The organism is Dorea acetigenes (genome assembly GCF_025567385.1).
Classification (GTDB): domain Bacteria; phylum Bacillota; class Clostridia; order Lachnospirales; family Lachnospiraceae; genus Claveliimonas; species Claveliimonas acetigenes.
Window position 1 is genome coordinate 16,397 of the sequence record NZ_JAOQJU010000022.1, and the last position, 21,657, is coordinate 38,053.

A 21,657-nucleotide genomic window follows, 5' to 3' on the forward strand; every position below is an offset into this window, starting at 1 on the left:
GGCAAGCCTTCTGCACAGCATTTTTGTTCATTTTTTACTTTACACAAACTGTCATTTTGCGTTATTTCTTATTTTGTTAAATTCTCCATAAACCTCTGGATAATGATCGCACACTCTGCACGACTTGTGCTGTCCTGTGGGTCAAGACGATAGGAACCATCTGTATTTTCTTTTCCTTCAATGATTCCATTTCCTACTGCCCACTTCATCGCCGCCTCTGCGAATTCCGTTACTTTATCAGCATCCGTATATTTACTGATATCTGCCGGTTCTTCAGATTCATATCCCATATGGTCCGCGTAACGGTACATCATCGTTACCATCTGCTCACGGGTAATCGGATCATTCGTTCCAAAGTATCCGGAATCTGTATAACCCGTAACAACCTCCGCTTCAGCCGCCCAGATAACTGCCTTTGAATAGAACTGTCCATCCGATACATCCGGGAATCTTGTCTCATACTCTACTTTCGGTTCACCGTTGAGCCGGTAAAGAATCGTTGCAAACTGTGCACGTACCAGCGTTGCGTATGGTGAGAAATGCGTAGGATCTGTACCCGTCATGGTTCCTGCAAAGTAGTTGTAGTATGCTCCATTGTAGAACCAGTCGTCTTTCACCACATCTACGTATGGAAGGTTTGTTTCATCCGGCTTTTCCGCTTCCTTCACCGTTACCTTAAAGGTCGCTGTCTTTCCTTCGTACGTTACTGTTACCGTCTGCTCGCCGACCTCGTTCTTATTATAGCCGGTTACTTCGCAGTCCGTTACGGCAATATCCTTCGTTGTATCGTCGCTGTATTTTGCGGTAACTTTCATTCCGTCAAGGTCAAGCTCTTCCCCTTCCGTATACTCGGTCTTCGTTGGAGTCGTAATCGTAATGGATTCTACTGTTGCATCCGGCTTTGCAGCTTTCTCTTCAAATGCCCAGTAATCCACATCCATCAGGTCTTTTTCTTCTTCGCCTCTGAATACAAAGAATACCTTGTGTTCTCCTGTCGCACCTTCAAGCGTGCATTCTACTGTCTTATAGCTTCCGTCGCCTGCCGGTACCTCTAAGGTTCCTACAAGGTCACCGTCTTTCGCATCCAGACGTACTTCAATGGTTCCACCTGCCTTGCCTGCCACATTTGCCGTCAGCTTCGCAGCTCCCTCTTCGCCAAAGTCAACGCCGGACAGCGCTGTCCATTCTCTATCCTGAATATCAGTAATTGCCATATTCAGTTCTTTTACCATTCCGCCGTCCTGTGCACATACGACAGTCTTAATACCGGAATTCCATGCGAAATTCTCGCTTTCCAGTCTCTGGTATGGATCTACCGTCTTCAGCTGCTCCACACCCTTCATATCCGCTGTAATCGTGTCAATCTTTCCATCTTCATTAATATGAATCTTATTAATGTGAGTAGAACGGTATCCTCTTGTATTACCAATTGCTTTTCCTAATGTCTGCGCATGATAAGTAATATAATACTCTCCGCCAAATTCAAAAATCGCATGATGGTTATTTCCGCCTACACCAAAGAAAGTTGCCGGATTTGCAAGGATCTCTCCTATATAATTGAATGGTCCCATGGGGCTGTCACTTTCCATATAGCAGATATTTCCCTGTCCCGGATATCCATCTGCGTGCTTGGAGAAGTTAGAGCAATAACTATAATAATATTTATTTCCATATTTGTGGATACCGGAATCTTCGAATATTGCCGGTGCATCGATCACCTGTGCATCTCCATCCAAATGAACCATATCATCTGTCAGCTTCACCACGCGGGAGGTCTTCGGATTATTTGCATCGTTTCCTACACCGCCGCCATAATAAAGGTATCCTGTTCCATCATCATCCAAAAGAACTGCCGGGTCAAACAACCAGATAACACCCTGCGCATGTGCAGAACCCGGAGCAACCAATGCCTTTCCAATCGGGTCTACGAATGGTCCGATCGGGGAATCGGATTCCAATACACCGATTCCGGCACCATTATCTGCAAAGTAAAGGAAGAACTTCTCTTTACCATCAATCGTCTTATGCGTCGCTGCCGGAGCCCATGAATTGGTTGCCCATTTTGCAGCTCCGTCAGGATTATTCCTGCCCGCTACCGGGATAGAACCATGGTCGGTCCAGTTCACCATATCAGCGGAAGAAATAACATTAATCGTATTAATACTTGCATAACTGTTATCTGCAGAACCATTATTCTGTGCCTCATATTCCTGGGAATCGTTAGTCATATAGATATAAACTCTTCCATCGTACTCCATTGCATAGGGGTCTGCGCCAAACTTATAGTCAATCAGTGGATTCGCTGTATCAAGTAGCTTCGCTGCAGGTTCTTTATTCACCAGAATCAGCCTATCAATTGCATCGTTCAACGCTGCCGCTGCCGCGTCTATGTCTGCCTGCTCCGCCTTTTCAGCATCATTCAGGCGCTCGGCTTCCGTCAAAGCAGTCTCATACCGCTGCCAGCTTTTCTCCGTATACAAATCTTTCGCTCCTACAGCTTTCGCTGCTTTCAGGGCACTTTGAAGCGCTTCTTTATCAAGCGGAAGCTCAATTACCTTACCGGTAATCTTAAAGTTGTCAAGATATCCTGTGTAATACTCGCCCTGAATATTTGTTCCCCATGGAATCCAGGTTGCTTTTCCGATATAGAAAATCGGATTTCTTCCCAGAATATCCAGTACGCTTACAAGACCGTCCTGAGTCACCGGTTCTGCATCTCCCACTTTAACAGTGGTGCTGTTCTTACCTAACGTAACCTCAATATGTACCCAGTCGCTTGCGTCCAGAGGCACTTCGCTGATCTCGGCTCTCACACCCTCATTCTTATAACGCTCGATTTTCAATGTAGATCCTGCCAGTGCTCCGATATACTGCTCTTTCTGGAACGTGGGAGGGGTTGTGTCGGGAGCTGCAAAGAATGCCCAGTTTGGGCTTCCACCAGCCGTCTTCATATCATAAGATATGGTCATCTCCTCCACGCCTGTCAACAGGCTGCTTCCATCCTCTTTGGTTACATCCAGCCAATTCGTATTAGCTCCATCCAGATACAGGGCTTTCCTGCCATCGATTTCCACAATCTCACCCTTTGGCTCTGCAACCGCCTGACCGCCTTTAAAGCCGGTCTCCTTGTCATCAAAAGTAAAATCCAGAAGAACTACTTCTTCTGTCTCTTCGGTGTTCTCCGCAGCCGTCACCCCAACCTGTGGAACCAGCATTGCCGCCGTAAGAAGCACTGCCATAACTTTTGACAATGTCTTTTTCTTCATCTTTCTTCCTCCTTTACTGATTTCTAGTCTGGTATCACATTATCAAATGACACCAGATTACATATCATTTAAAATAACAGAATGCCGGGATTTTTTCATCCCGGCAAACAATAGGAAAAAATAGAAGTTTAAAAGAAAATCTTTAAAAAGTTGTATTTTTACTTATTCTGCATTGCTTGCTGCAATCTTTACCTTACTCCAAAGATTACTGATTAACTTTCTGGTATCCTCATTATAAACAAATACCTCATCCTTCTCATAGCCCATCCGCGGCATATATGCCTCGATTCCTTCATAATCTCCGCCTTCACCGTAAATGTCTTCCATAACCTCGCGGTTTGCCGATGTGTATCCTACATAGCTGGAATTGTCATAAGCTCCGTCATAATCACTTGCATAATTAATAAATGCATGGGCAAGGTCAGGATTCTTCGCGTTCTTTGGAATTACCATGGCATCAGACCAAAGGTTTGTCCCTTCCTCCGGAAGATAAAAACCCATGTCTTCATTTTCACTCATAACATAAGTTGCATCCCCGGAATAAATGAGTCCCAGTGCCTTCCTTCCCTGCGCCATATTATCGATAATCTCATCCGTTACAATCTCCGTCTTCATAGTCTGTACACACTTTACAAGCCATTCATAAGCCTCATTAATCTCGGCTTCACTTTCCGTGTTCATCGAATATCCCAGAGCCTTCAGCGCCATCATAAAAGAATCTCTTTCGGAATCATACAGATAGACATCGCCTTTATATTTCTCATCCAGGAAAATACCAAATCCTTCTTCTTCCAAATCTTCTAAATCCACCTTCGTCTTGTCGTACACAATTCCCACCGTTCCCCAGAAATATGGTACGGAATAGTCATTGTTCGGGTCATAAGGAAGGCCTTTCACCTCATCCACAAGCTTATCCAGGCAATCCAGCTTTGATTTATCCAGCTTCTGCAGGTAGTCTTCCTGAATCAGGCGCTGAATCATATAATCACTGGGCACAAGAATATCATAGGCCTCTCCGTTAGCGACTTTAATGTACATCTGCTCATTGGAATCGAAATTCTCCATCACCACCGTAGCGCCTGTCTCTTCCTCAAAATTCCTGATAATATTCTCTCCCGTGTATTCTCCCCAGTTATAAATGCGGAGGGTTTCTCCTTCAAACGGACGTGATGAGCCCTTTCCGCCCATATGATACACTCCCGCAGCAATAAGGATAATCGCCAGTGCCCCTGCTGCCGGAAGCAGGATTTTCCTCTTCCCGCCAGTATTCTTCACCGTTTTCTTCGTCCGCAGCACTGGCACCACATTCAGCAGCACCAGTGCGATCGTAATGATAACCACCACCAGCGTGGACACTGCATTGATACTGGGATTCACACGCTTGCTCATGGTATAGACCACAATACTCAAATTCTTCACACCACGCCCCGTCACAAAATAAGAAATAATAAAATCATCCACCGACATGGTAAATGCGATCAGTGCACCGGAGATGATTCCCGGAGTAATCTGCGGAACAATAACTTTCGTCAGCGCCTGCCAGGGCGTGGCTCCCAAATCCATCGCCGCATCCGCCAGATTGGGATCCAGAGAGCGGATTTTCGGCATAACCGACAGCATCACATAAGGAATACAGAAAGCAATGTGCGCCAAAAGCATAGTAAGATATCCTTTCTCCACCCGGAAAGTGATAAACAGAAGCATAAAGCCGATTGCAGTAACAATCTCCGGATTCATCAGCGGAAGGTTATTTACCTGAACAACCAGATCTCGAACCACCTTTCTGGATTTGCTCAGTCCAATTGCAGTAATCGTTCCTACCACCGTCGAGACAGCCGTAGCAAGGAGGGCAACACTAAAGGTTGTATAGAGTGCCTCCATCATATCGCCGGATTCCATCATATGCTGATACCAGCGCAGGGAAAAACCGGTAAATGCCGTAAGGGATTTCCCACTGTTGAAGGAGAAAATAATCATATAAAGAATCGGCAGGTAAAAGAAAATAATCATCAAAGTCATCAGTATTTTCCCAAATGTCCGTTTACTCTTTTTCATACCGGCTATTCCTCCTTCCCGCCCTGGTTTCTGATTTCCACCTTACGCACCAGCATCATAAGCAGCATCATAATAACCGCCATTATCATGGAAATAGCGCTTCCAAAGTTCCATTCGCCTACAGTAATGAATTGATTTTCAATCAGATTTCCAATCAGGAAATACTGTCCGCCACCTAAAAGCTTCGGGATGAAGAAGGAACTGACAGCCGGAAGGAATACCAATGTAATCCCATTAATAACCCCCGGAAGGGACAGTGGTAATGTAACCCGCCGGAAAGTCTGCGCCGGGTTTGCTCCCAGGTCTGCGCTTGCCTCCAAAAGCGAGTGATCCATTTTACACAAAGAGGTATGAATCTGCAGAATCATAAAGGGAATAAAGTTATACACCATTCCCAAAAGCACCGCCCCTTCTGTATAAAGAAGCTCCGTATTCCCAAGGCCGATAAAACTTAAAATACGCTGGAAAATCCCTCCTTCACTGAGAAGTCCGATCCATGCGTAAGTCCTTACCAGCATGTTAATCCATGTAGGCAAAGTAATACAAAGCACCAGAATATTCTGCACCTTTTCACTGCTCCTGGCAATAAAGTATGCCACCGGATATCCCAGAAGCAGGCAGATAACCGTCGTCTTAAAAGCAATCAAAAGCGAACGCCAAAGTATAATCAAAAAATCCGGGTCGGTAAAAAACTTGGCGTAATGCTCAATCGTAAGTGTGAACGAAATAATGCTGTTGCCCGGCTCCGTTACAGAGTACAATGCAATCAAAATCATCGGGAGAATCAGCATCAACGCCATCCACACAACATACGGGACTGCCAGTTGTGAAAATCTTTTCATACTAGTAGCCCACCCTCGACATCACATGAATATCTTCCGGGAAGAATGTCAGTCCGACCTCCTGACCTTCCTCCGTATAATCCGTCGTATGGATCTTAAATTCCCGCCCGGCGGTGGAGAAAGTAATCCGGTAAACTCCTTCCTTTACATCCTCCGGCTCAAAATCATAATCCACACTAATATCGACGCTTTCATCTTCATTGCTCAGCTTCCATCCCTGCGCATTTGCCCAGGTCTTAAGATCCGTATCCAGCGCCTGTGACTCTGCAATCTCATCCACTGTCTTGAAAAAGTTGAATGCCATAACCGCCTCGTTGGCTTTCTCATTCTTCACAAACGGCTGGTTCACCACAAAAATGGTTCTTTGAATACTGGTTCCCGCTGCCGTGGAAAAGGTAACCGGATACTGACCTTCTTCTTCCTGCAAATCGTATTCGATCCTGGCAATAGAAAGATACTCATCGCTTTCTACCTCCCATGCCTGCGCATTGGAACGGGCAATAATCTCCTTGTCATCCAAATCCTTCACATCCTCCAGATCTACATAGAAGTTATTCGCGCTGATTTTCTCCCTGCCATCCTCGCTGGCTACATCATGGTTATGGATAACCCGCATATTCACCGTAACACTGGTACCGGGAACCGTCTCCACAATAATTTCATAATGAACGCCTTTAAACAGAACACTCAGCACCTCTCCCGTCATCTTTCCGGCCTCTACATCTACGATGTCAATATCCTCCGGCCTGATAACCACGTCAACTTTTTCGTTTTCTTTGAAACCAAAATCTACACAATCAAAGAGTATATCATCGAACCGCACCTTATAATCTTCTACCATCGTTCCGGGAAGAATATTGCTCTCCCCAATAAAATTAGCAACAAAACGGTTGGCAGGCTCATTATAGATTTCCTGCGGTGTGCCCACCTGCTGGATCTCACCATTCTTCATCACCACAATCTTATCCGACATCGTCAGCGCCTCCTCCTGATCGTGGGTCACAAAGATAAAAGTAATACCAACTTCCTGCTGAATCCGTTTCAGCTCATACTGCATCTCTTTACGGAGCTTAAGATCCAGAGCCGCCAGAGGCTCATCCAAAAGCAGAACCTTCGGTTCATTCACAAGAGCTCTTGCAATCGCTACTCTCTGCTGCTGTCCGCCGGAAAGCAGTGTCGTATTCTTGTCTTCATAACCTTCCAGCCCAATTAGCTTCAGCATCTTCATAACCTTCTGGTCGATAACGTCCTTACTCATCTTTTTAATTTTCAACCCGAAAGCAATATTTTCATACACACTCAAATGCGGGAACAATGCGTACTTCTGGAACACCGTATTCAATTCTCGTTCGTATGGCGGTTTCTGGCTGATTTCCTCTCCGTCAAAAATCACTTTTCCCTCATCTGCATCCAAAAAGCCGCCCAAAATCCGAAGCAGCGTCGTCTTTCCACAGCCGCTCGGTCCTAGCAGTGTAACAAATTCATTTTCATAAATATCAAGATTCACGCCTTTCAGGACAATCTGTCCGTCAAAATTCTTCACAATCTCTCGAAACTCTATTAGTTTCTTCTCCTCCATATCACCCTCTCCTTCCTAGAACATAGGCGGCGTCGTAATCCACAGCACCTTCGCCTCACTACTTCCATGATTGTATAAATAATGGCTCTTTGTCCCGTCTAAATAAAAAGTCTCCTGTGCCTTCAGCTTATACCTTTTATTTCCACGCACTAAAGTTACATTGCCTTTTAATACATAGCCAAATTCTTCTCCCCGGTGGGCAAGCATCTCCTGGCTCCTCTTATGGGACGCAAGCGTCAGCAAAATCGGCTCCATCTCATTCCTCTGAGCATTGGGGATAATCCATTCAATCGTATAGTCGTCCTGCTTATCCTCGAAAAAATCCTGCGCAGAAAAGACAATCTGCTTCTCTTCTTCTTCATGGAAAAACTCAGACAGGTTGCTCCCCAGAGCCTCCAGTATATCCTCCAGAGTCGCAATACTCGGAGCCGCCTGATTCCGCTCCACTTGCGACAGAAATCCCTTCGTTAATTCACTGCGCGAAGCCAAATCGCTCAAGGTCAGATCATTCTGCAGCCGCAGCTCCTTAAGCTTTTTCCCGATATCCAAAAACTCACCTCCCAAAGTTTTGTAATACTATACTTTTTATTTACTTTACATCCACTATTATACAGAAAAAAGAAAAGATTGCAATAAGAAATTAGCAGATATGCTTTATTCGGTCGGCACAGGAAACGGAAGATTACACAGGATGCCTGCATTCCTGATAAAAAAGCTTGAAAATTATATGGAAATGATATATGATTGTAACGGCGAAACAAGCCTTTTGTATCCGCTAAGGCGCGTGTGTTCGAGACCTTCCACAAGGCAACCACATTTTTACAGGTCTTTTTTATTTGTTTTGCGTTCATATATTGCAATAAATCCGTGTTTTCGGTGTCCGTTTTCACCGTCTGCACGGTTTTTTAGTTCCATTTTAGTTCCATCCTTACAACCCCATCAACGCATCCCGTTCAACCTCACTCGTCCAGGTACGGTTGAAACTCTCTACGCCCACGTGGTGAATCGGCGATGCTGCTATGTACTCTTCACAGTACCGGCGGAGCTTCGCCCCTCTTCGCTCTGTACTAAGCAGCCGGAATGCTTTACGCTCCAGGTTTGCTACATAGCTCCGGTTTACCCCGAGATGCTGCCCGGTCTGCTCCAATGTCATGCCGTCCCGGTATCGGCATTTTACCGTATCACGGAGCCTGTCCGGAAGCTGGTCTACTGCAAGCCATACCTCGCGCTGCATCATTTCCAGGTCGACGGCACGGATGCAATCGTCTTCCACATCCTCACCGGATGCTACGGTATCCTCAATGGTAAGGTCTTCTTCTTCCCCGCCTATCACCCTGCTCAGGCTGTCTATTTGCCCCATTCTAGCATTTTCCTGTATGGTGTGGAGGTTTTCCCGGTCAACGTCTAAAATCGCACACAGCGCGCGCTCAGGAGGTTCACAGCCGTAATACTGGCGGTATTCCCGGACAGCTTTCTTGTACTTCCTGATAGCGTCCTGGGCGTGTACCGGGATCCTTACGGGCTGGCAGCAGTTGTCAATATACCGCTGCATAGCCTGCCGGATCCAGAACGCCGCATAGTGAAGGAACGTCACGCCCTGTTCCGGGTCGTACTGCCGGACAGCTTCACACAGGGCGATGTAACCTTCCTGCATCAAATCATCCATCTCAGCATATCCCTGGTACTTCTTCGCCATCTTCGCAATGAAACCTTTATTCTGCTGCCAGAGCTTCAGCATATTCCCGGCCGTATCTTCCCCAGCCTTCACTCGAATGACAAGCTGTTCATTCGTCATGACGCACCTCCCACGTGAAAACGCCCCAGGCAATCCAAGGAAGGAAAGCCCGGGGCGCCCTGTTAAATGATAAGATTATGGCTTTCCCGGCGTACATGCCGACGTCTATGCTGCCGGCTTGTTCTCGTGGTAGTAGATAGCCATCTTCTTATTGTCCAATATAAACGCATCATAGCAGATACGCCCTTCCACCAGCTCGCCACTGATTCCCGGCGGGTCCTGATGTACCTTGTAGTCCTCAAGCTTTGTGGGAGCTACCGTTGCAACTGGGTGCGCAATCATAAAGCCGAATTTAGCCGGGACACGGTTTTTCGGTATTTTAATCACGTCCATGCCGTCTACCATCGCAATGACGCCCTTCGCCTTCTGCTCTACTGTAATGTCACAGTCTAGCGTCAAGTCCGGGGTTTTCTTCATCAGGCGGTAAACATCCGGCGTAACGGTCAGCACCCTGCCTACATCCGGGACTTCGGCGTTGTCCAGGACTTCTGTACCAAGAATAATCTCGTCATAGATATTGTCCTTCGTCAGAGTCACGTCTGTAACCTTCGTCCCTGCACCTTCAGCCATTACGCCGTAGGTATAGGAATCCACTTCTGGCACAATCACTTCCCTCTGCTGGCGTGCAAGGGCGGAAGCTCCGGCAAGCACGTTGCCTGTCTCGTCTTTATCCAGCTTATCAATTACAAACGTGAAAGAGCGGTCTTTTTTAAGCGTAAACTCTTCTATCGTGTTGCCTACGGCGCCCAGGTCACCGTAACGGGAAGTACTGAGACCAGATCCGCTTGAGCCTATTCTCCTGTAATCATTCATAGGTACCGTGTTTACTTTATGAACTTTGATGGTATGTGCCCCAGTCCAATCAAAATCATCATTTGTTAAGAGCGCTTTCTTACTCTCTGTTGTGAAAATTTCATCCACATAAGGGAGAAACTTTGTCACTAAATTAATTGCCATTTATGAACCTCTTTCTACTTAAGCCCCATGGCAGCCCTGACTGAATCAGTATTTGTTCCATTAGTCGGACCAACTGCGTTAAAAATAGGCTCTCTTGCCTTTTGAAAGTACGGGCTTAAGATTTCTAATGATTTGTTAAAAGCATCTTCGCTCGCACAGTTAAGCGCTTCATAGACTTCTTCGGGAATATTCTTTGACTTCATCACTGCCTTATAAGCAATTTCACGTTCCCGTGCTGCCACTGCTTTTTCTCGCTCTTCAAGCGTCTTTTCAGCATCAGACGGAACGCGGTTTCTTTCCCTTGCAAGCCTTTCCTGTACAATCCTGTTTACATCTTCCTGTGTAAAGGTCTTTCCCGGCTCACTACTTTCCGGTTGTGTTGCTTCCTGTGTTGCCACTGTGTTCTGTTCACTCATGTGTAGTTACCTCCATTTTTTACGCCCTGTCGGGCTAATTTCACTTACCTGATTGCGTTTCAAAAGAAAGGATAGCGAACAGAAAAGGCGCAGAAACAACTCAACGACAATTTATCGTCCAGTCATTCCCACGCCTTAAAGCTTACGGACAGAGAAGGGGCTGCCCGCGGTACTGTTCTACTCGCTATGTAGCCATTATAACAATTGCTGGCTTATCCTGCAAGCTATTTATTCCGCTTTTCTTTGTTTTTCCACGCCTTGTTTGCCTGCTCTCCTAAAATCTTCCCAATCATCCGAAGTTTCTTATTCCTTCTCCTGACTTTCCCCGATGCAATACCGCCCTTTCTTCCCATTTCCCGTAGTTCGCTCGGGCTTCGCTCGCTGTTCGGTATCAGGTTTCCATCATTCATCTTCTCTCACCTCCCCGAACTTAATTTCCAGCTCGACATACGCTTTCTTATACCGCCCGTCTTTGTTCCTAGATACCTTATAATCTTTCAGCTTCGGGGAGAGAAGCCGGATTACTCCGGCCAGCTCCCAGTCTTCGCTGTAAGATATTTTAATCTTCACGCTCATTGTCCTGCTCCGTTTCGCCTGTATAAGCTGCTACAAAAACATAAATTTCACGTACCACCCTGTCACTTTGCTTATCTAAGATCCTGTTGATTTTCTCTCTGTCCGTCACTATGTAACACCTCCTCGCTTCGTTCGCGAATATACATGTGATGCACAATCGCAAATATTCTTTTCACCCACACGTTATTATGTATCTCGTTTACCAGCGGATAATTAATTCTCTATATTTTTCATTACTTGTCATTCTGCGCACTCTCCTTCATTTATTTGTTTTGAAAATTAAGCATTATGCTTCTTTTCCTGCAATAAAATCAAGCGCCATATTTGCCCTGGCCATAAATGCAGCATACTCAAGGTCACAGATCAAGCTCATACAAGGATCCATATTTCCATCTCTTTCACCGCCGGGCAAAATAGATGTAATAAATTCATCCAGCTTAGTAAAGGATTCATGCATCTCACCGCATATTTCTTCATTGATAACCGTATCATACAAATTCTGCAATAATTCTTTTCTAATATTCTTCATTTCCCTCTTGTCCTTTCCTGCAAATCTCTGTTATCATGTAAGTGTATCTTCTTTCCAACGCCCGCCAGCGCGTTTTGAAGATATATGCCTTGTAGGTGTGTCCTGCCTACAAGGCGCTTTTGCTGTTAGTTCCCGGTATCGACATTACCGCAAATACGTAGGAAGTGGTGACCTTCTTTCTGAGTCCACCTCGGCGGTGCGTACCCGATGCAATCCGTAAGCTCTTCCAGACTTCCGCTCATTTCCTTAAGGCTACTGTCTATGCCTTCCAGGGCGTCGGCGATACGGTCAAGACGCTTTAATTGCATGAATTTCAAACCGCTACCATCGCAACTGCTGGGCGTGTTCAAGTATTCATTAACCAAATCTTCAAATCCATTACTATCTGGTTTTAACATTTTGTTTCTCCTTCCACTTGTAATATTCGGGATTTATGTAAATTTTTTCGGACGGTCTCCCTCGGCCGCTTTTCTCTGGTTTTATGGCAATATACCCGTGTTCCTCCAAGCATTTAAGCCCCGGCTCCATTTCCTCGACCGTTCCGAAGTGACCTCTACACAAATCAAAAGCGTCCCTTTTTGAAATAAAGCGAATTTTGCTATTTTTGCTATTTGAGTCTATACGTGAGATTATATATTTTGCGTCCTTCACCTCTTGTGGATCGGAAAGCCCCATAATGTCAAAAGCCTGTTTCGAGTGTTCCAAGTAGTACTTGCCTATTTCAATGGCGGATTTCATGGTATCCTCTTCCAGCAGCACATTGATTGCATTAGACTTATGTTTTACTACATGCAATATCCCAGCTATGCGCATCGTGTTGCCATGCAATTTACCAGCCCAGTCCTCAATCTCTTCCAGTTCATCAGTAAGCTGCCGCTCAATCCATTGGTTATACTGCTCCGATAACGCATCCGCTTCCGGGCTTAACCTGATAACCCTTTCAAATCCTGTTAAATCCGGGATGTTAAGAAGCTCTTCTACAAGGTTTTCATAATCTGCTCGAATCAATTGGTCTATCGGCTTGCTCCTGTATGTCCTGCTGCCAACCATGCTATTCGGTATGCTATATAAGAACCTAGCCAGTAATCCGCGCCCCCTGAACTCCTTGTTGTCCATGATGTCAGCTATCAGCTGAGGCTGAGCAGCCAGGCATACTGTTAATAATGGATTTTCCAATGTTATCCCTCCACTTCCTACTCTGACAGATGAAAAATACTCACCTGAGTAACTTTTTAAAAAAATATCAATGTTTGTATTGTTGCTGTACCTCCCTGCCATCATCCCGAATATACCGCCCTCGGCTGATATGATTCCCATCTTTTCACTGTTTGCCTTCATCGCTTTTACAAGCGCTTCCGGTGTAACATCATCAAGAATCATCTGGAGTTTAGTCACCTCTTCCAGTTCGTCCAGTTCCTTCTGGCAGTCAACCGCATCCTGTACGGTATATTTTGCCTTACTGGTTGGTTTAGACAGGGTATCCTGTATATTCTTAAGCTTTCCTGACAGGATTCGCTTTTTAATCTCATACTCTGAAATCTCCGACTTCCTACGTTCATTTTCTTCCTTTACGTACCTGAATACAGGTTTAAAAACTTCTTTCAATGTGGGTGACTTCCTTTCTGAAGGTCTTGCTACTACAAGCACGTACAGGTTAAGCGTTTCCACCCAATCAGCTTTTACCCTAATAGAATATTTCCCCTGTATACACAGTGACAATACCGCAAATACGAAAGACGCCACCATATCAGCCGGAACCTGTAGCGATTCGGACACCGCCACAGTATACTGCCTGACACCCCCGGGAAGGCAGTCCACCGGGAAGGATACTAAGTGCTTTTTCTGATTTTTAACCATAGGAGCAAAAATAGCAAAAATAGCAAAAATACCAATAATATCCGATTCTGGGGTAGCGTGACTTAAGTGACAAATGTGACTTAATTCCTCTTTAGTTGCCACGATTGCTGCATCAACAGCAGCTTCTTTTCGCGCAAGAGCTTCAGCTTCTTTTCCAGCAGTTCCCGTCTCTTCTCCAGTAGTTCCGCTTCTCGCCAATTCCTATCATCCCCTTTCTTTGTAAAATCCTGTTTCCTATACCACGCTGCCACGCCCGCCAGCATCTTGTCGTGGTTATACTCCCATTCTGCCACTATGCAGGTGTAATAGTTCCTTGCCTTGCTGCATCCGGCTTCTTCCAGCCTTGTCAGAGCCACCTCGGCGAATCCCGGAAAAGATAACTCATATCCGTAGATCCGGAGAAAGAAATTCTTCGTAAGCTCCATGCCTGGCCGGATGCTGGCAAGCAGTTCTTCCCTGGAAGCCATCAGCCTACCTGCTCCTTTCCGAGATACAGCTTTTCATTGAAGAACGCCCGGCTTGTCTTTCCTCTTACTGTGATAAAACCCCTGCTCTGCAGCTCCCCGTTTAGCTCCCGGATGATGCTGTAGCTCTTCGTGAGCGATACGCCCAGCGTCTCCGCAATCTCCGCTGCTGTTATGAATTGCTTTGCCATCTTTCGCTTTCCTCCCTTTCTTCCATGGTGAAATCGGTACAGCCTTCAGTTGCAAGCCGTCCAATGATTGTGAACGCCTGGAAATCGCTGAATGCGACCCGGCGTATGCGCCTGCCTTTGTAAACTGCTGTGATAATATACATGCTTGTCCTCCTTTCTTATGTGCGACGCCGCACATCCTCCGAACACTTCCCATGCCCGCCAGCACGCTAGTTGTTGTTTTCGGTTACAATAAATTTGGCGTCAATAATTTCTGTCACGTCTACGCCCAGGCTCCGGGCTATCTTGCCAAGTGCCTGTGGCGTCACGTTCTTCTGGTTCAGAATCATAGCGTAACGCTGCCGGCTGATTCCTGCCCGTTCTGCTGCTTGTCCAATCGTTAAGCCGCTTCTCGCCAGGGCGATTTTGAATTTTTCATCGCTAATTGTCATGTTATCACCTCCAACCACTTTTGTTGTTATCATCTTGCAACATAAGTGGTTTCTAGTCAACCCCTTTTGTTGTTATTATTATTGACTTTTTATTATTTAGTTGTTATCCTTATGGAAGAAAAGGAGATAAACAATGAATTTTGCAGAAACTTTAAAGAAAATCCGTATTGAAAAAGGATATTCCCAGCAATCACTTGCTAAAAAAGCAGGCGTTTCACAAACTGCTGTATACAGTTGGGAAAAAGGCGAGAGAAAACCCAAACTAGAACAATTACGCCGCATAGCCACCGCCCTTGATGTTACTATAGGGGAATTAAATCCAAACTGGGGCAGCTTTTCAACAGATGAGCTTAGTAATGATATACTTGAACTTTTTACAGGAAAAGGCGGACTTGAAATAGATACTAGGGAAACTCGGTTAAATGAATTATTTTACGAACTCAATAGCAACGGTCAAGACAAAGCCATAGAACAAGTAGAATTACTCACCAAGATACCAATATACCGTGCTGATATTTCCGACAGCGAAGAGGCTTATTATAGAATTGATGAGAACGGTGATTTTATTCCTGTTGAAAAACCAGAACCGGAAGGACCCAGAAAGGACCGGAAAGACCCGGAAGAAGATTAGCTTCCCTGGCACAGGCTTAAAGCCTGCTGCCGGCCGGCACATTGAAAACATAATATACTTACCCAGGGAACCGTTGAGGTGCTATACCAACCGCCGGACGCAAGAAAAAAGGAGGTTGGTGCTATGGTTACATATCCTGACTTGTTCACGTTTGTTATCATGCTTTGTGCCGTTATAACCCTTGTTGTAACGATTTTCAGACACAAAAAATAGCGCCCCTGCTCTGGTAAAGTAAGGCGCTACTTTTTTTAAGTTTTAAGTTTTTACTCTGCCGACGGCTAGGTGTGCTCTAGTCAACGGCTCCCTTGTTAAGTATATTATAGTCATTTTCAATTTTTTTGTCAATTGCATACAGTGCATATTATGACATATTATTTCACCCAGTGCATGTATTTCTAAATATCGTACATTGAAAACATAATATATTTACTAAGGCAGCCGGGAGGGCGGCCGTATCATCCGCTTTGAGTCTTAGGAAGGGGATGATATACATGGTTACATACAGCGATTTATTCACTTTTGTAATTATGATATGCGCTATTATTACATTAGCCAGAAATGGCAGAGACAGAAAATAGCCGCCCTGCTCTCTGGTAAAGAATTAGGCGGCTATCTCTGATAGTTTACATTTAATTTTTCGCCAAGGCGGATAGGTTTGAGCTATCTTCTCGGCTGTCTTAGTAAGTATATTATAATCAATCTTTACGATTGTGTCAACACCTCCAACTACTTCCCATGCCCGCCAGCATAGGAAAAAGGAGGATGACACAGAATGCCTGTTTACAAGGATGAAGCAAAAGGCACATGGTTTGTAAAGTGTTACTATACGGATTACACCGGGGTGAAACGTCAGCGGAAGAAGCGCGGCTTTAAGCTCCAGCGTGAAGCGAAGGAATGGGAACGAGATTTTCTTGCTTCTCTGCAGTATGACGGAGCTACAACCTTCGGAAGTGTAGCGGAAAACTTCATACAAGAAATCACGCCCAGGAGAAGAAAAACGACTGTCAGGACGTACAATATCGCCCTGGCTCACATCCTGCCCACGTTCAAAGATACTGCCTTGGCAGCCATTACGGAAAAATCTGTTGTGCTCTGGCAGAACGAGCTGCTATCCAAAGAGCTTTCAGACGTCTATATCAATAAGATTGATACCATATTCCGCACTATTTACAAATACGGAGCGAAACGCTGTGGAATTATGGCTAATCCTTTTGAAGGTGTAGAGAAGATAGGAAAAGCCCGCTCAAAGTCCCTGACCTTCTGGACTTACGACCAATACAGCGCATTCATTAAACTGATTGAAAACCCTACTACCCACATGGCTTTTCAAATACTATACTTTACTGGGATTCGGATTGGAGAACTGTTTGCCCTTACTGCAGAGGATATCAATCTTGCTGAAGGCGTGATGCATATTACCAAATCACTACAGCGTATGGAACGCCAGGATGTTATTACGCCGCCTAAAACAGAGAAAGGGATTCGAGACATCACATTGCCTGCATTCCTGACAAAAGAACTTGAAAATTATATGGCTATGATATATGATTGTAACAGCGAAACACGGCTTTTTGGAATGTCAAAACAATCACTGTATTACCCCATGAAAAAATACGCAGAGCAAGCAGGGATTCCCCGGATCAGGATTCACGATTTTCGGCATTCGCACGTTGCTCTATTGATTGAAAAGGGCGTTTCCCCGCTGGCAATAGCGGAGCGGCTCGGTCATGACAGTGTAACCGTTACCCTAGGTACATATGGGCACTTATATCCGAATAAGCAAAGAGAAATCGCCGACCTTCTGGAACTTCTTTAACGGTTTTAGTTCCATTTTAGTTCCGTGAAAGGTCGGGGATTCCCCGAAAACCTTGTGATTACGCTAAAATTAATTCGTGTGTTCGAGACCTTCCACACGAAAAACAAAACTAAAGGAGAAAAAGAATATGAAAGAAAACAAAGTAACATTTCTGACCCAGGCAGCGATGATTGCTGCCATCTACGTAGTTCTTACCTACGTATTCGCACCATTTTCGTTCGGAGAAATACAGATCCGTATTTCCGAAGCCCTTACCATTTTACCATTATTTACACCTGCAGCCATTCCGGGCCTGTTCATCGGATGCCTGATCGGCAACATTCTCGGAGGCGCCATACTGCCGGATATTATTTTCGGAAGCCTGGCAACGCTCCTTGGCGCTGTGTTTACCTGGCTTCTTCGCGGACACAGCAAATTCCTGGGACCGGTTCCGCCGATTGCCGCCAACACGATTATCGTCCCATTCGTCCTACGTTATGGATATGGCATCGTTCTTCCGATTCCTTTTATGATGCTGACAGTCGGTATCGGAGAAGTTCTTTCCTGTGGTGTATTGGGAATGATTGTATATTTCGCACTGGCTCGCTATAAAGGCGTTATTTTTACAAAAGCCTCTGCCTGAAAATAAGGTATCTAAAAAGGGAACACGCTCCTGACGGCTGTCGTGTTCCCTTGTTGCTATTCTAAATACCCTTCCAGAATTCCTCCGCTTCCGGAAAGCATCTGATCCATCTGCTCATAGGTCACGGTTCCGGTCACGCCCGTTCCCGCCTCTATGTAATTCACCGTCTCATCCGTATATCCCGTCAGTATTACAGAATTCTGGCTATCCGTCATTCCTATTATCAGGCATCCTCTGCTGATGAGGTACAGAAGCTCTTCTGTCGTGCAGCCTGTCAGATCCATTCCTTTATTACCAGAAATCTCACTTATCACCTCAGCGGGCCGTTTGCCGGACTGCAGCTGCTGCAGCATCGCAGAAATCGTCTCATCTTTTCCTTCCATGCTGTACTGAGTATCCCTGTTTCCCCTCTCATAGATATAACGAAGTGACGTGTCAACTGCCACACCGCTCTGCCTGTCCGCTTCTGCAATGGCATCTCCTGCAGTTTCATAGATACCCTGCAGTTCTCCGTAAGCATATACGTAATATCCTTCCGTCTGCTGAAAACTGTCAAATTCTTCCACATCCGCCTGCTCAAATAATACCTGCTTTGGCTTCAACACTTTCGGCATCTGATCTTGAATCCCGTCTGCAAAGGTCAGGCGCATCTGCGTTTCTTTCAGCTCCGTACTGTAGCTTTCCAGGGAAATGTTGCTTTTTTCCTTGTCCTCGTTATTCGTAATATATTCTGCGTTCATGCCGGAATATACTGTTCCGTTTTTACTCACACGCCTGAGCGTCAACATTCCATCTTCCACCTCGACCGACTGTACATAACTGTTGTCAGACTCATAGGTTTTGATTATCTCATTCTCTGCACTGCGGATTTCTATCTTATACATCGGCAGTACCTGCTCTCCTGCAATGGTCGTACCTGCATCATCCTTTCTGGCAGTCCCCACCACAAAATCACTGTATATAAAATCCAGCGGTTTTATGCATTCATTCTCTGCACAGGATATGTTGTATTCTGCTCCGTCTTCCAGATTCTTCACCGTTATTTCTGTGGCTTCATCCTCATTCCCATCTGTCTGGTACGCCACCATGCTTCCGTCATCCGAGACAGCGTACTGCCCCTCTGTCAGCCCGGAAGCCAATTCTTCCCTCCGATCCTTCTCCAGGTCAATCTCATACAGAGTTCCGCCAACCAACATATAGAACATGTTCTTCTGCGTACTGTAATACACAAGCCGTTCCAGCTCATCTGCGGCTATTGCCGCTGATTTCGTACTGGGTACAAACACCTTCTCCTCAATAGAATTTTTACTGCTGTTGTAATAATAAACGGCTGCTCCCACCTCTCCTTCATGGGCGCCCCGGTTCATATATCCATACACGGCAAAGGTTGTATTTCCATTTCCCTCAACCGCAAGAATCTTAATCTCATGCGTATCCGTCATATTTCTGACATCCATATTCTCCGCATCCATAAAACTGAATAATAGCGACAGTTCATCCTTCTCCTGATTATAATTCCACAATTCATTCGCCTGTACAAACGAAACAATCGTACCATCATCATTTACCATATAAGGGACATCATAAGACGCAATCCCCAGCAGAAGTCCTTTTTCACTCAATACTTTCTGGCTTCCATTGAAAATCTGTTCCATTTTGCGGTCGTAATTAAGCAGGTAAATATGATCCGCCGCCATGCGGACACGGAAAAATTCCTTCACCCGGTACCGGTCTGTCTGATTTTCCTCCCCACTGCACAGCACCTCATACTCCAGTTTTACGGAAGTATAAGAGGCATTGGTTTCCATAACATACCATCGTTCTTCCCCGGAAATCTTCGGTTCCAAATCTCCCCATGTAACATGATCATAATCCGAATGAATTGTCACATGCTGAAATGTGGTATTATCTCCCTCACCGGACGGCTCAATTGCATCGGATATTCCGGAATTCTCTGCTTTAGAAAGGGCATTTTCATGAAAATTATAAATATAATCCATACAGGATGTAAGATTGCATTCGGAAGGATCTTTTATCCTAGTATAATAATAAACTTCTTCACTTTCAACCTCCAGTTCAACCACCAGCATTCTTTCCTCTGTCAGGATTCCCTCTTCAATCGGGAGCGTCATCTGAGCCTTTACATCTTCCATTATATTTTCATACAACATCTGCTGCCCATCAAGAGAGCATACCCGATAACTAACACTCAGAATATCCCTGTTATATGCGTCAATATTCATAACCAGCTGGTTTGCCGTAACCGGCGTAACCGAATCCCGCATGGTGGCAATATCCATCTCCTGCTTATAGCCTGTCAGCGGATTGACGTCATACCCGTCGCAAGAAAAAGAGATTGTCGGCAGTGTCGCAGTCCCCAGATCCGCCGTCATATTATCATTGCCGCGGTTCGTCAGATAACTGAATACGATTACCGCTGCAATGAAAACACCTGTAAGTACTCCAATGTTTATCCATTGTTTTTTCATCTATTCTATCCCTTCTGATTCAATAACTTTCCGATCATCGGTTCTACATGCAGCGCCTCTTCGCAAGCCGAGATTACAGATGCATTCTCTTTCTTTCCATCCGTTTTCACCGCCCGGATCAAGATATTCTTCGGTGTATGTTCCATATCTATAAACTCCAGGATCTGTGCGTTATATCCTTCTCTTTCCAGATATTCCGCCCGCAGAGCATCAGTTGCCAGCGCTGCGAATCTTTCTTTAATCAGGCCATATTTCATCAAAGGCGCTAACACATCGCTCTGAATCTGCCCGTTTAATTCATGCTGACAGCAGGGCACAGACAAAATAACTTTCGCGCCCCAGCCCACTGCCTTTGCCAGCGCAAAATCTGTCGCTGTATCGCAGGCATGGAGCGTCACAACCATATCCACTCTATCTGCACCGGTATAATCCGCAATATTCCCTTCCAGAAACCGCAGTTTTTCATATCCATATTTTATACTCAGCTCATTGCAGCGCCGTATCACATCCGATTTCAAATCCAGCCCTACTATACGTACGTCGTATTGATTTATCTCATGTAAATAATAATACATGGCAAAAGTAAGGTAAGATTTGCCGCACCCAAAATCCAGGATCGTAATCTCCCTGTCTGTAGGAAGTTCCGGCAGTATATCCTCGATAAATTCCAGAAAACGGTTGATTTGCCGGAATTTGTCGAACCGTGAGTGTACAATCTGTCCTTTCTTCGTCATAACTCCCAGATCCTGAAGGAAGGGAATCTGCATCCCTTCTTCCAGCAAATATCTTTTCTTCCGGTTATGAGACATATCCACATCTTTTATGCATCCGTCCTGCGCTTTCTTCTTAATTGTAACCTTCCCCTTCTTACTCACCAGCACGGTATAACGATTCTTCCGGGTCTCCATCTGCATCTGCCTGAACTCCTCCATCAGTCCGGCTATCTCCCTGTATGCTTCTTCCGGTTCTAAATTCCTGTGAAATGCCTGGTTATTCTGAAAGCTTTCCAACTGAAAGAAAAGTGTGCCCTTCTTCATCAAAGGACGCACTTTCACTTTATTTACGCCACCCTTAGAGCGCGGGCTGCTAAGGGTGGCAGATATAAATTCTATATTCAAATTGTCCTGCAGTATTTTTTTAA

General features: G+C 45.3%; 22 protein-coding genes and 1 pseudogene. 3 read left to right on the forward strand and 20 right to left on the reverse strand.

Features of this window, described 5'->3' with window-relative positions; genetic code table 11:
- Positions 1 to 68 precede the first annotated feature (68 nt).
- The 18 genes and pseudogenes from OCV99_RS13665 to OCV99_RS13750 all read right to left on the reverse strand — a co-directional run bounded on the left by OCV99_RS13665 (position 69) and on the right by OCV99_RS13750 (position 14,958).
- Positions 69 to 3,266, reverse strand: coding sequence for a family 43 glycosylhydrolase (locus OCV99_RS13665; RefSeq protein ID WP_158371302.1), 3,198 nt, complete (start codon positions 3,264 to 3,266; stop codon positions 69 to 71).
- A gap of 162 nt (positions 3,267 to 3,428) precedes the next feature.
- The gene (locus tag OCV99_RS13670; RefSeq protein ID WP_158371304.1) at positions 3,429 to 5,321 is read right to left on the reverse strand and encodes an extracellular solute-binding protein; all 1,893 of its coding nucleotides are present in this window, start codon (positions 5,319 to 5,321) and stop codon (positions 3,429 to 3,431) included.
- 5 nt (positions 5,322 to 5,326) lie between these two features.
- Positions 5,327 to 6,163: an ABC transporter permease gene (locus tag OCV99_RS13675; RefSeq protein WP_158371305.1), complete on the reverse strand. Its 837-nt coding sequence runs from the start codon at positions 6,161 to 6,163 to the stop codon at positions 5,327 to 5,329.
- 598 nt (positions 6,164 to 6,761) lie between these two features.
- Positions 6,762 to 7,742, reverse strand: a pseudogene (locus OCV99_RS18270) (ABC transporter ATP-binding protein); the annotation flags it as partial.
- 15 nt (positions 7,743 to 7,757) lie between these two features.
- Positions 7,758 to 8,291, reverse strand: coding sequence for a helix-turn-helix domain-containing protein (locus OCV99_RS13685; protein WP_158371308.1), 534 nt, complete (start codon positions 8,289 to 8,291; stop codon positions 7,758 to 7,760).
- Positions 8,292 to 8,670: 379 nt separating this feature from the next.
- Positions 8,671 to 9,537 carry a sigma-70 family RNA polymerase sigma factor gene (locus tag OCV99_RS13690; RefSeq protein WP_158371310.1) on the reverse strand — a complete coding sequence of 289 codons (867 nt, stop codon included), beginning with the start codon at positions 9,535 to 9,537 and terminating at the stop codon, positions 8,671 to 8,673.
- 105 nt (positions 9,538 to 9,642) lie between these two features.
- Entirely contained in the window at positions 9,643 to 10,494 is an 852-nt protein-coding gene (locus OCV99_RS13695; protein ID WP_158371311.1) for a hypothetical protein, read from the reverse strand.
- Positions 10,495 to 10,508: 14 nt separating this feature from the next.
- Complete coding sequence (locus tag OCV99_RS13700) at positions 10,509 to 10,910, reverse strand: hypothetical protein (protein ID WP_158371313.1); 402 nt, start codon at positions 10,908 to 10,910, stop codon at positions 10,509 to 10,511.
- A 224-nt stretch (positions 10,911 to 11,134) separates the two neighbouring features.
- On the reverse strand, positions 11,135 to 11,320 hold the full coding sequence (locus tag OCV99_RS13705; protein WP_158371315.1) for a hypothetical protein: 186 nt from the start codon (positions 11,318 to 11,320) through the stop codon (positions 11,135 to 11,137).
- Positions 11,313 to 11,480, reverse strand: a complete 168-nt coding sequence (locus tag OCV99_RS13710; protein WP_262575711.1) for a hypothetical protein — start codon at positions 11,478 to 11,480, stop codon at positions 11,313 to 11,315. The genes OCV99_RS13705 and OCV99_RS13710 overlap by 8 nt, the downstream gene beginning before the upstream one ends.
- Entirely contained in the window at positions 11,470 to 11,595 is a 126-nt protein-coding gene (locus OCV99_RS13715) for a hypothetical protein (protein ID WP_262575713.1), read from the reverse strand. The genes OCV99_RS13710 and OCV99_RS13715 overlap by 11 nt, the downstream gene beginning before the upstream one ends.
- A gap of 177 nt (positions 11,596 to 11,772) precedes the next feature.
- Complete coding sequence (locus tag OCV99_RS13720) at positions 11,773 to 12,015, reverse strand: hypothetical protein (RefSeq protein WP_158371317.1); 243 nt, start codon at positions 12,013 to 12,015, stop codon at positions 11,773 to 11,775.
- 125 nt (positions 12,016 to 12,140) lie between these two features.
- Positions 12,141 to 12,413: a hypothetical protein gene (locus tag OCV99_RS13725; protein WP_158371318.1), complete on the reverse strand. Its 273-nt coding sequence runs from the start codon at positions 12,411 to 12,413 to the stop codon at positions 12,141 to 12,143.
- Positions 12,397 to 13,872 (reverse strand): YfjI family protein, encoded by a 1,476-nt coding sequence (locus OCV99_RS13730; RefSeq protein ID WP_262575728.1) that lies wholly within the window; start codon positions 13,870 to 13,872, stop codon positions 12,397 to 12,399. The genes OCV99_RS13725 and OCV99_RS13730 overlap by 17 nt, the downstream gene beginning before the upstream one ends.
- An 80-nt stretch (positions 13,873 to 13,952) precedes the next feature.
- Positions 13,953 to 14,339: a hypothetical protein gene (locus tag OCV99_RS13735; RefSeq protein WP_158371321.1), complete on the reverse strand. Its 387-nt coding sequence runs from the start codon at positions 14,337 to 14,339 to the stop codon at positions 13,953 to 13,955.
- Positions 14,339 to 14,527, reverse strand: coding sequence for a hypothetical protein (locus tag OCV99_RS13740; RefSeq protein WP_158371322.1), 189 nt, complete (start codon positions 14,525 to 14,527; stop codon positions 14,339 to 14,341). Before OCV99_RS13740 ends, OCV99_RS13735 begins: the two co-directional genes overlap by 1 nt.
- A complete protein-coding gene (locus OCV99_RS13745) occupies positions 14,509 to 14,670 on the reverse strand; it encodes a hypothetical protein (protein WP_262575716.1) in 162 nt (53 codons plus the stop codon). The genes OCV99_RS13740 and OCV99_RS13745 overlap by 19 nt, the downstream gene beginning before the upstream one ends.
- Positions 14,671 to 14,736: 66 nt before the next feature.
- Complete coding sequence (locus OCV99_RS13750) at positions 14,737 to 14,958, reverse strand: helix-turn-helix domain-containing protein (RefSeq protein WP_158371323.1); 222 nt, start codon at positions 14,956 to 14,958, stop codon at positions 14,737 to 14,739.
- A 133-nt stretch (positions 14,959 to 15,091) separates the two neighbouring features.
- On the opposite strand from OCV99_RS13750, the gene OCV99_RS13755 reads away from it, so the two are divergent.
- From OCV99_RS13755 to OCV99_RS13765, 3 genes are all read left to right on the forward strand, one after another.
- Entirely contained in the window at positions 15,092 to 15,589 is a 498-nt protein-coding gene (locus tag OCV99_RS13755) for a helix-turn-helix domain-containing protein (protein ID WP_158371325.1), read from the forward strand.
- Between the two features lie 772 nt (positions 15,590 to 16,361).
- The gene (locus OCV99_RS13760) at positions 16,362 to 17,405 is read left to right on the forward strand and encodes a site-specific integrase (protein ID WP_158371327.1); all 1,044 of its coding nucleotides are present in this window, start codon (positions 16,362 to 16,364) and stop codon (positions 17,403 to 17,405) included.
- A 127-nt stretch (positions 17,406 to 17,532) separates the two neighbouring features.
- Positions 17,533 to 18,027, forward strand: coding sequence for a QueT transporter family protein (locus tag OCV99_RS13765; protein WP_158371328.1), 495 nt, complete (start codon positions 17,533 to 17,535; stop codon positions 18,025 to 18,027).
- A gap of 56 nt (positions 18,028 to 18,083) precedes the next feature.
- Here OCV99_RS13765 and OCV99_RS13770 read toward each other — a convergent pair whose 3' ends face one another.
- Together OCV99_RS13770 and OCV99_RS13775 are read right to left on the reverse strand one after the other, a co-directional pair.
- On the reverse strand, positions 18,084 to 20,516 hold the full coding sequence (locus OCV99_RS13770; protein WP_158371330.1) for a hypothetical protein: 2,433 nt from the start codon (positions 20,514 to 20,516) through the stop codon (positions 18,084 to 18,086).
- A gap of 5 nt (positions 20,517 to 20,521) precedes the next feature.
- Entirely contained in the window at positions 20,522 to 21,634 is a 1,113-nt protein-coding gene (locus OCV99_RS13775) for a class I SAM-dependent methyltransferase (protein ID WP_262575719.1), read from the reverse strand.
- Positions 21,635 to 21,657 lie beyond the last annotated feature (23 nt).

Excerpts from the sequence above, each read along its gene's own strand:
- OCV99_RS13750 (WP_158371323.1), bottom strand. The coding sequence starts at position 14,958 with ATGACAATTAGCGATGAAAAATTCAAAATCGCCCTGGCGAGAAGCGGC.
- OCV99_RS13720 (WP_158371317.1), bottom strand. The coding sequence starts at position 12,015 with ATGAAGAATATTAGAAAAGAATTATTGCAGAATTTGTATGATACGGTT.
- OCV99_RS13735 (WP_158371321.1), bottom strand. The coding sequence starts at position 14,339 with ATGGCTTCCAGGGAAGAACTGCTTGCCAGCATCCGGCCAGGCATGGAG.
- OCV99_RS13675 (WP_158371305.1), bottom strand. The coding sequence starts at position 6,163 with ATGAAAAGATTTTCACAACTGGCAGTCCCGTATGTTGTGTGGATGGCG.
- OCV99_RS13700 (WP_158371313.1), bottom strand. The coding sequence starts at position 10,910 with ATGAGTGAACAGAACACAGTGGCAACACAGGAAGCAACACAACCGGAA.
- OCV99_RS13755 (WP_158371325.1), top strand. The coding sequence starts at position 15,092 with ATGAATTTTGCAGAAACTTTAAAGAAAATCCGTATTGAAAAAGGATAT.
- OCV99_RS13740 (WP_158371322.1), bottom strand. The coding sequence starts at position 14,527 with ATGGCAAAGCAATTCATAACAGCAGCGGAGATTGCGGAGACGCTGGGC.
- OCV99_RS13770 (WP_158371330.1), bottom strand. The coding sequence starts at position 20,516 with ATGAAAAAACAATGGATAAACATTGGAGTACTTACAGGTGTTTTCATT.
- OCV99_RS13745 (WP_262575716.1), bottom strand. The coding sequence starts at position 14,670 with ATGTATATTATCACAGCAGTTTACAAAGGCAGGCGCATACGCCGGGTC.
- OCV99_RS13725 (WP_158371318.1), bottom strand. The coding sequence starts at position 12,413 with ATGTTAAAACCAGATAGTAATGGATTTGAAGATTTGGTTAATGAATAC.
- OCV99_RS13665 (WP_158371302.1), bottom strand. The coding sequence starts at position 3,266 with ATGAAGAAAAAGACATTGTCAAAAGTTATGGCAGTGCTTCTTACGGCG.
- OCV99_RS13760 (WP_158371327.1), top strand. The coding sequence starts at position 16,362 with ATGCCTGTTTACAAGGATGAAGCAAAAGGCACATGGTTTGTAAAGTGT.
- OCV99_RS13695 (WP_158371311.1), bottom strand. The coding sequence starts at position 10,494 with ATGGCAATTAATTTAGTGACAAAGTTTCTCCCTTATGTGGATGAAATT.
- OCV99_RS13670 (WP_158371304.1), bottom strand. The coding sequence starts at position 5,321 with ATGAAAAAGAGTAAACGGACATTTGGGAAAATACTGATGACTTTGATG.
- OCV99_RS13690 (WP_158371310.1), bottom strand. The coding sequence starts at position 9,537 with ATGACGAATGAACAGCTTGTCATTCGAGTGAAGGCTGGGGAAGATACG.
- OCV99_RS13730 (WP_262575728.1), bottom strand. The coding sequence starts at position 13,872 with ATGGTTAAAAATCAGAAAAAGCACTTAGTATCCTTCCCGGTGGACTGC.
- OCV99_RS13705 (WP_158371315.1), bottom strand. The coding sequence starts at position 11,320 with ATGAATGATGGAAACCTGATACCGAACAGCGAGCGAAGCCCGAGCGAA.
- OCV99_RS13765 (WP_158371328.1), top strand. The coding sequence starts at position 17,533 with ATGAAAGAAAACAAAGTAACATTTCTGACCCAGGCAGCGATGATTGCT.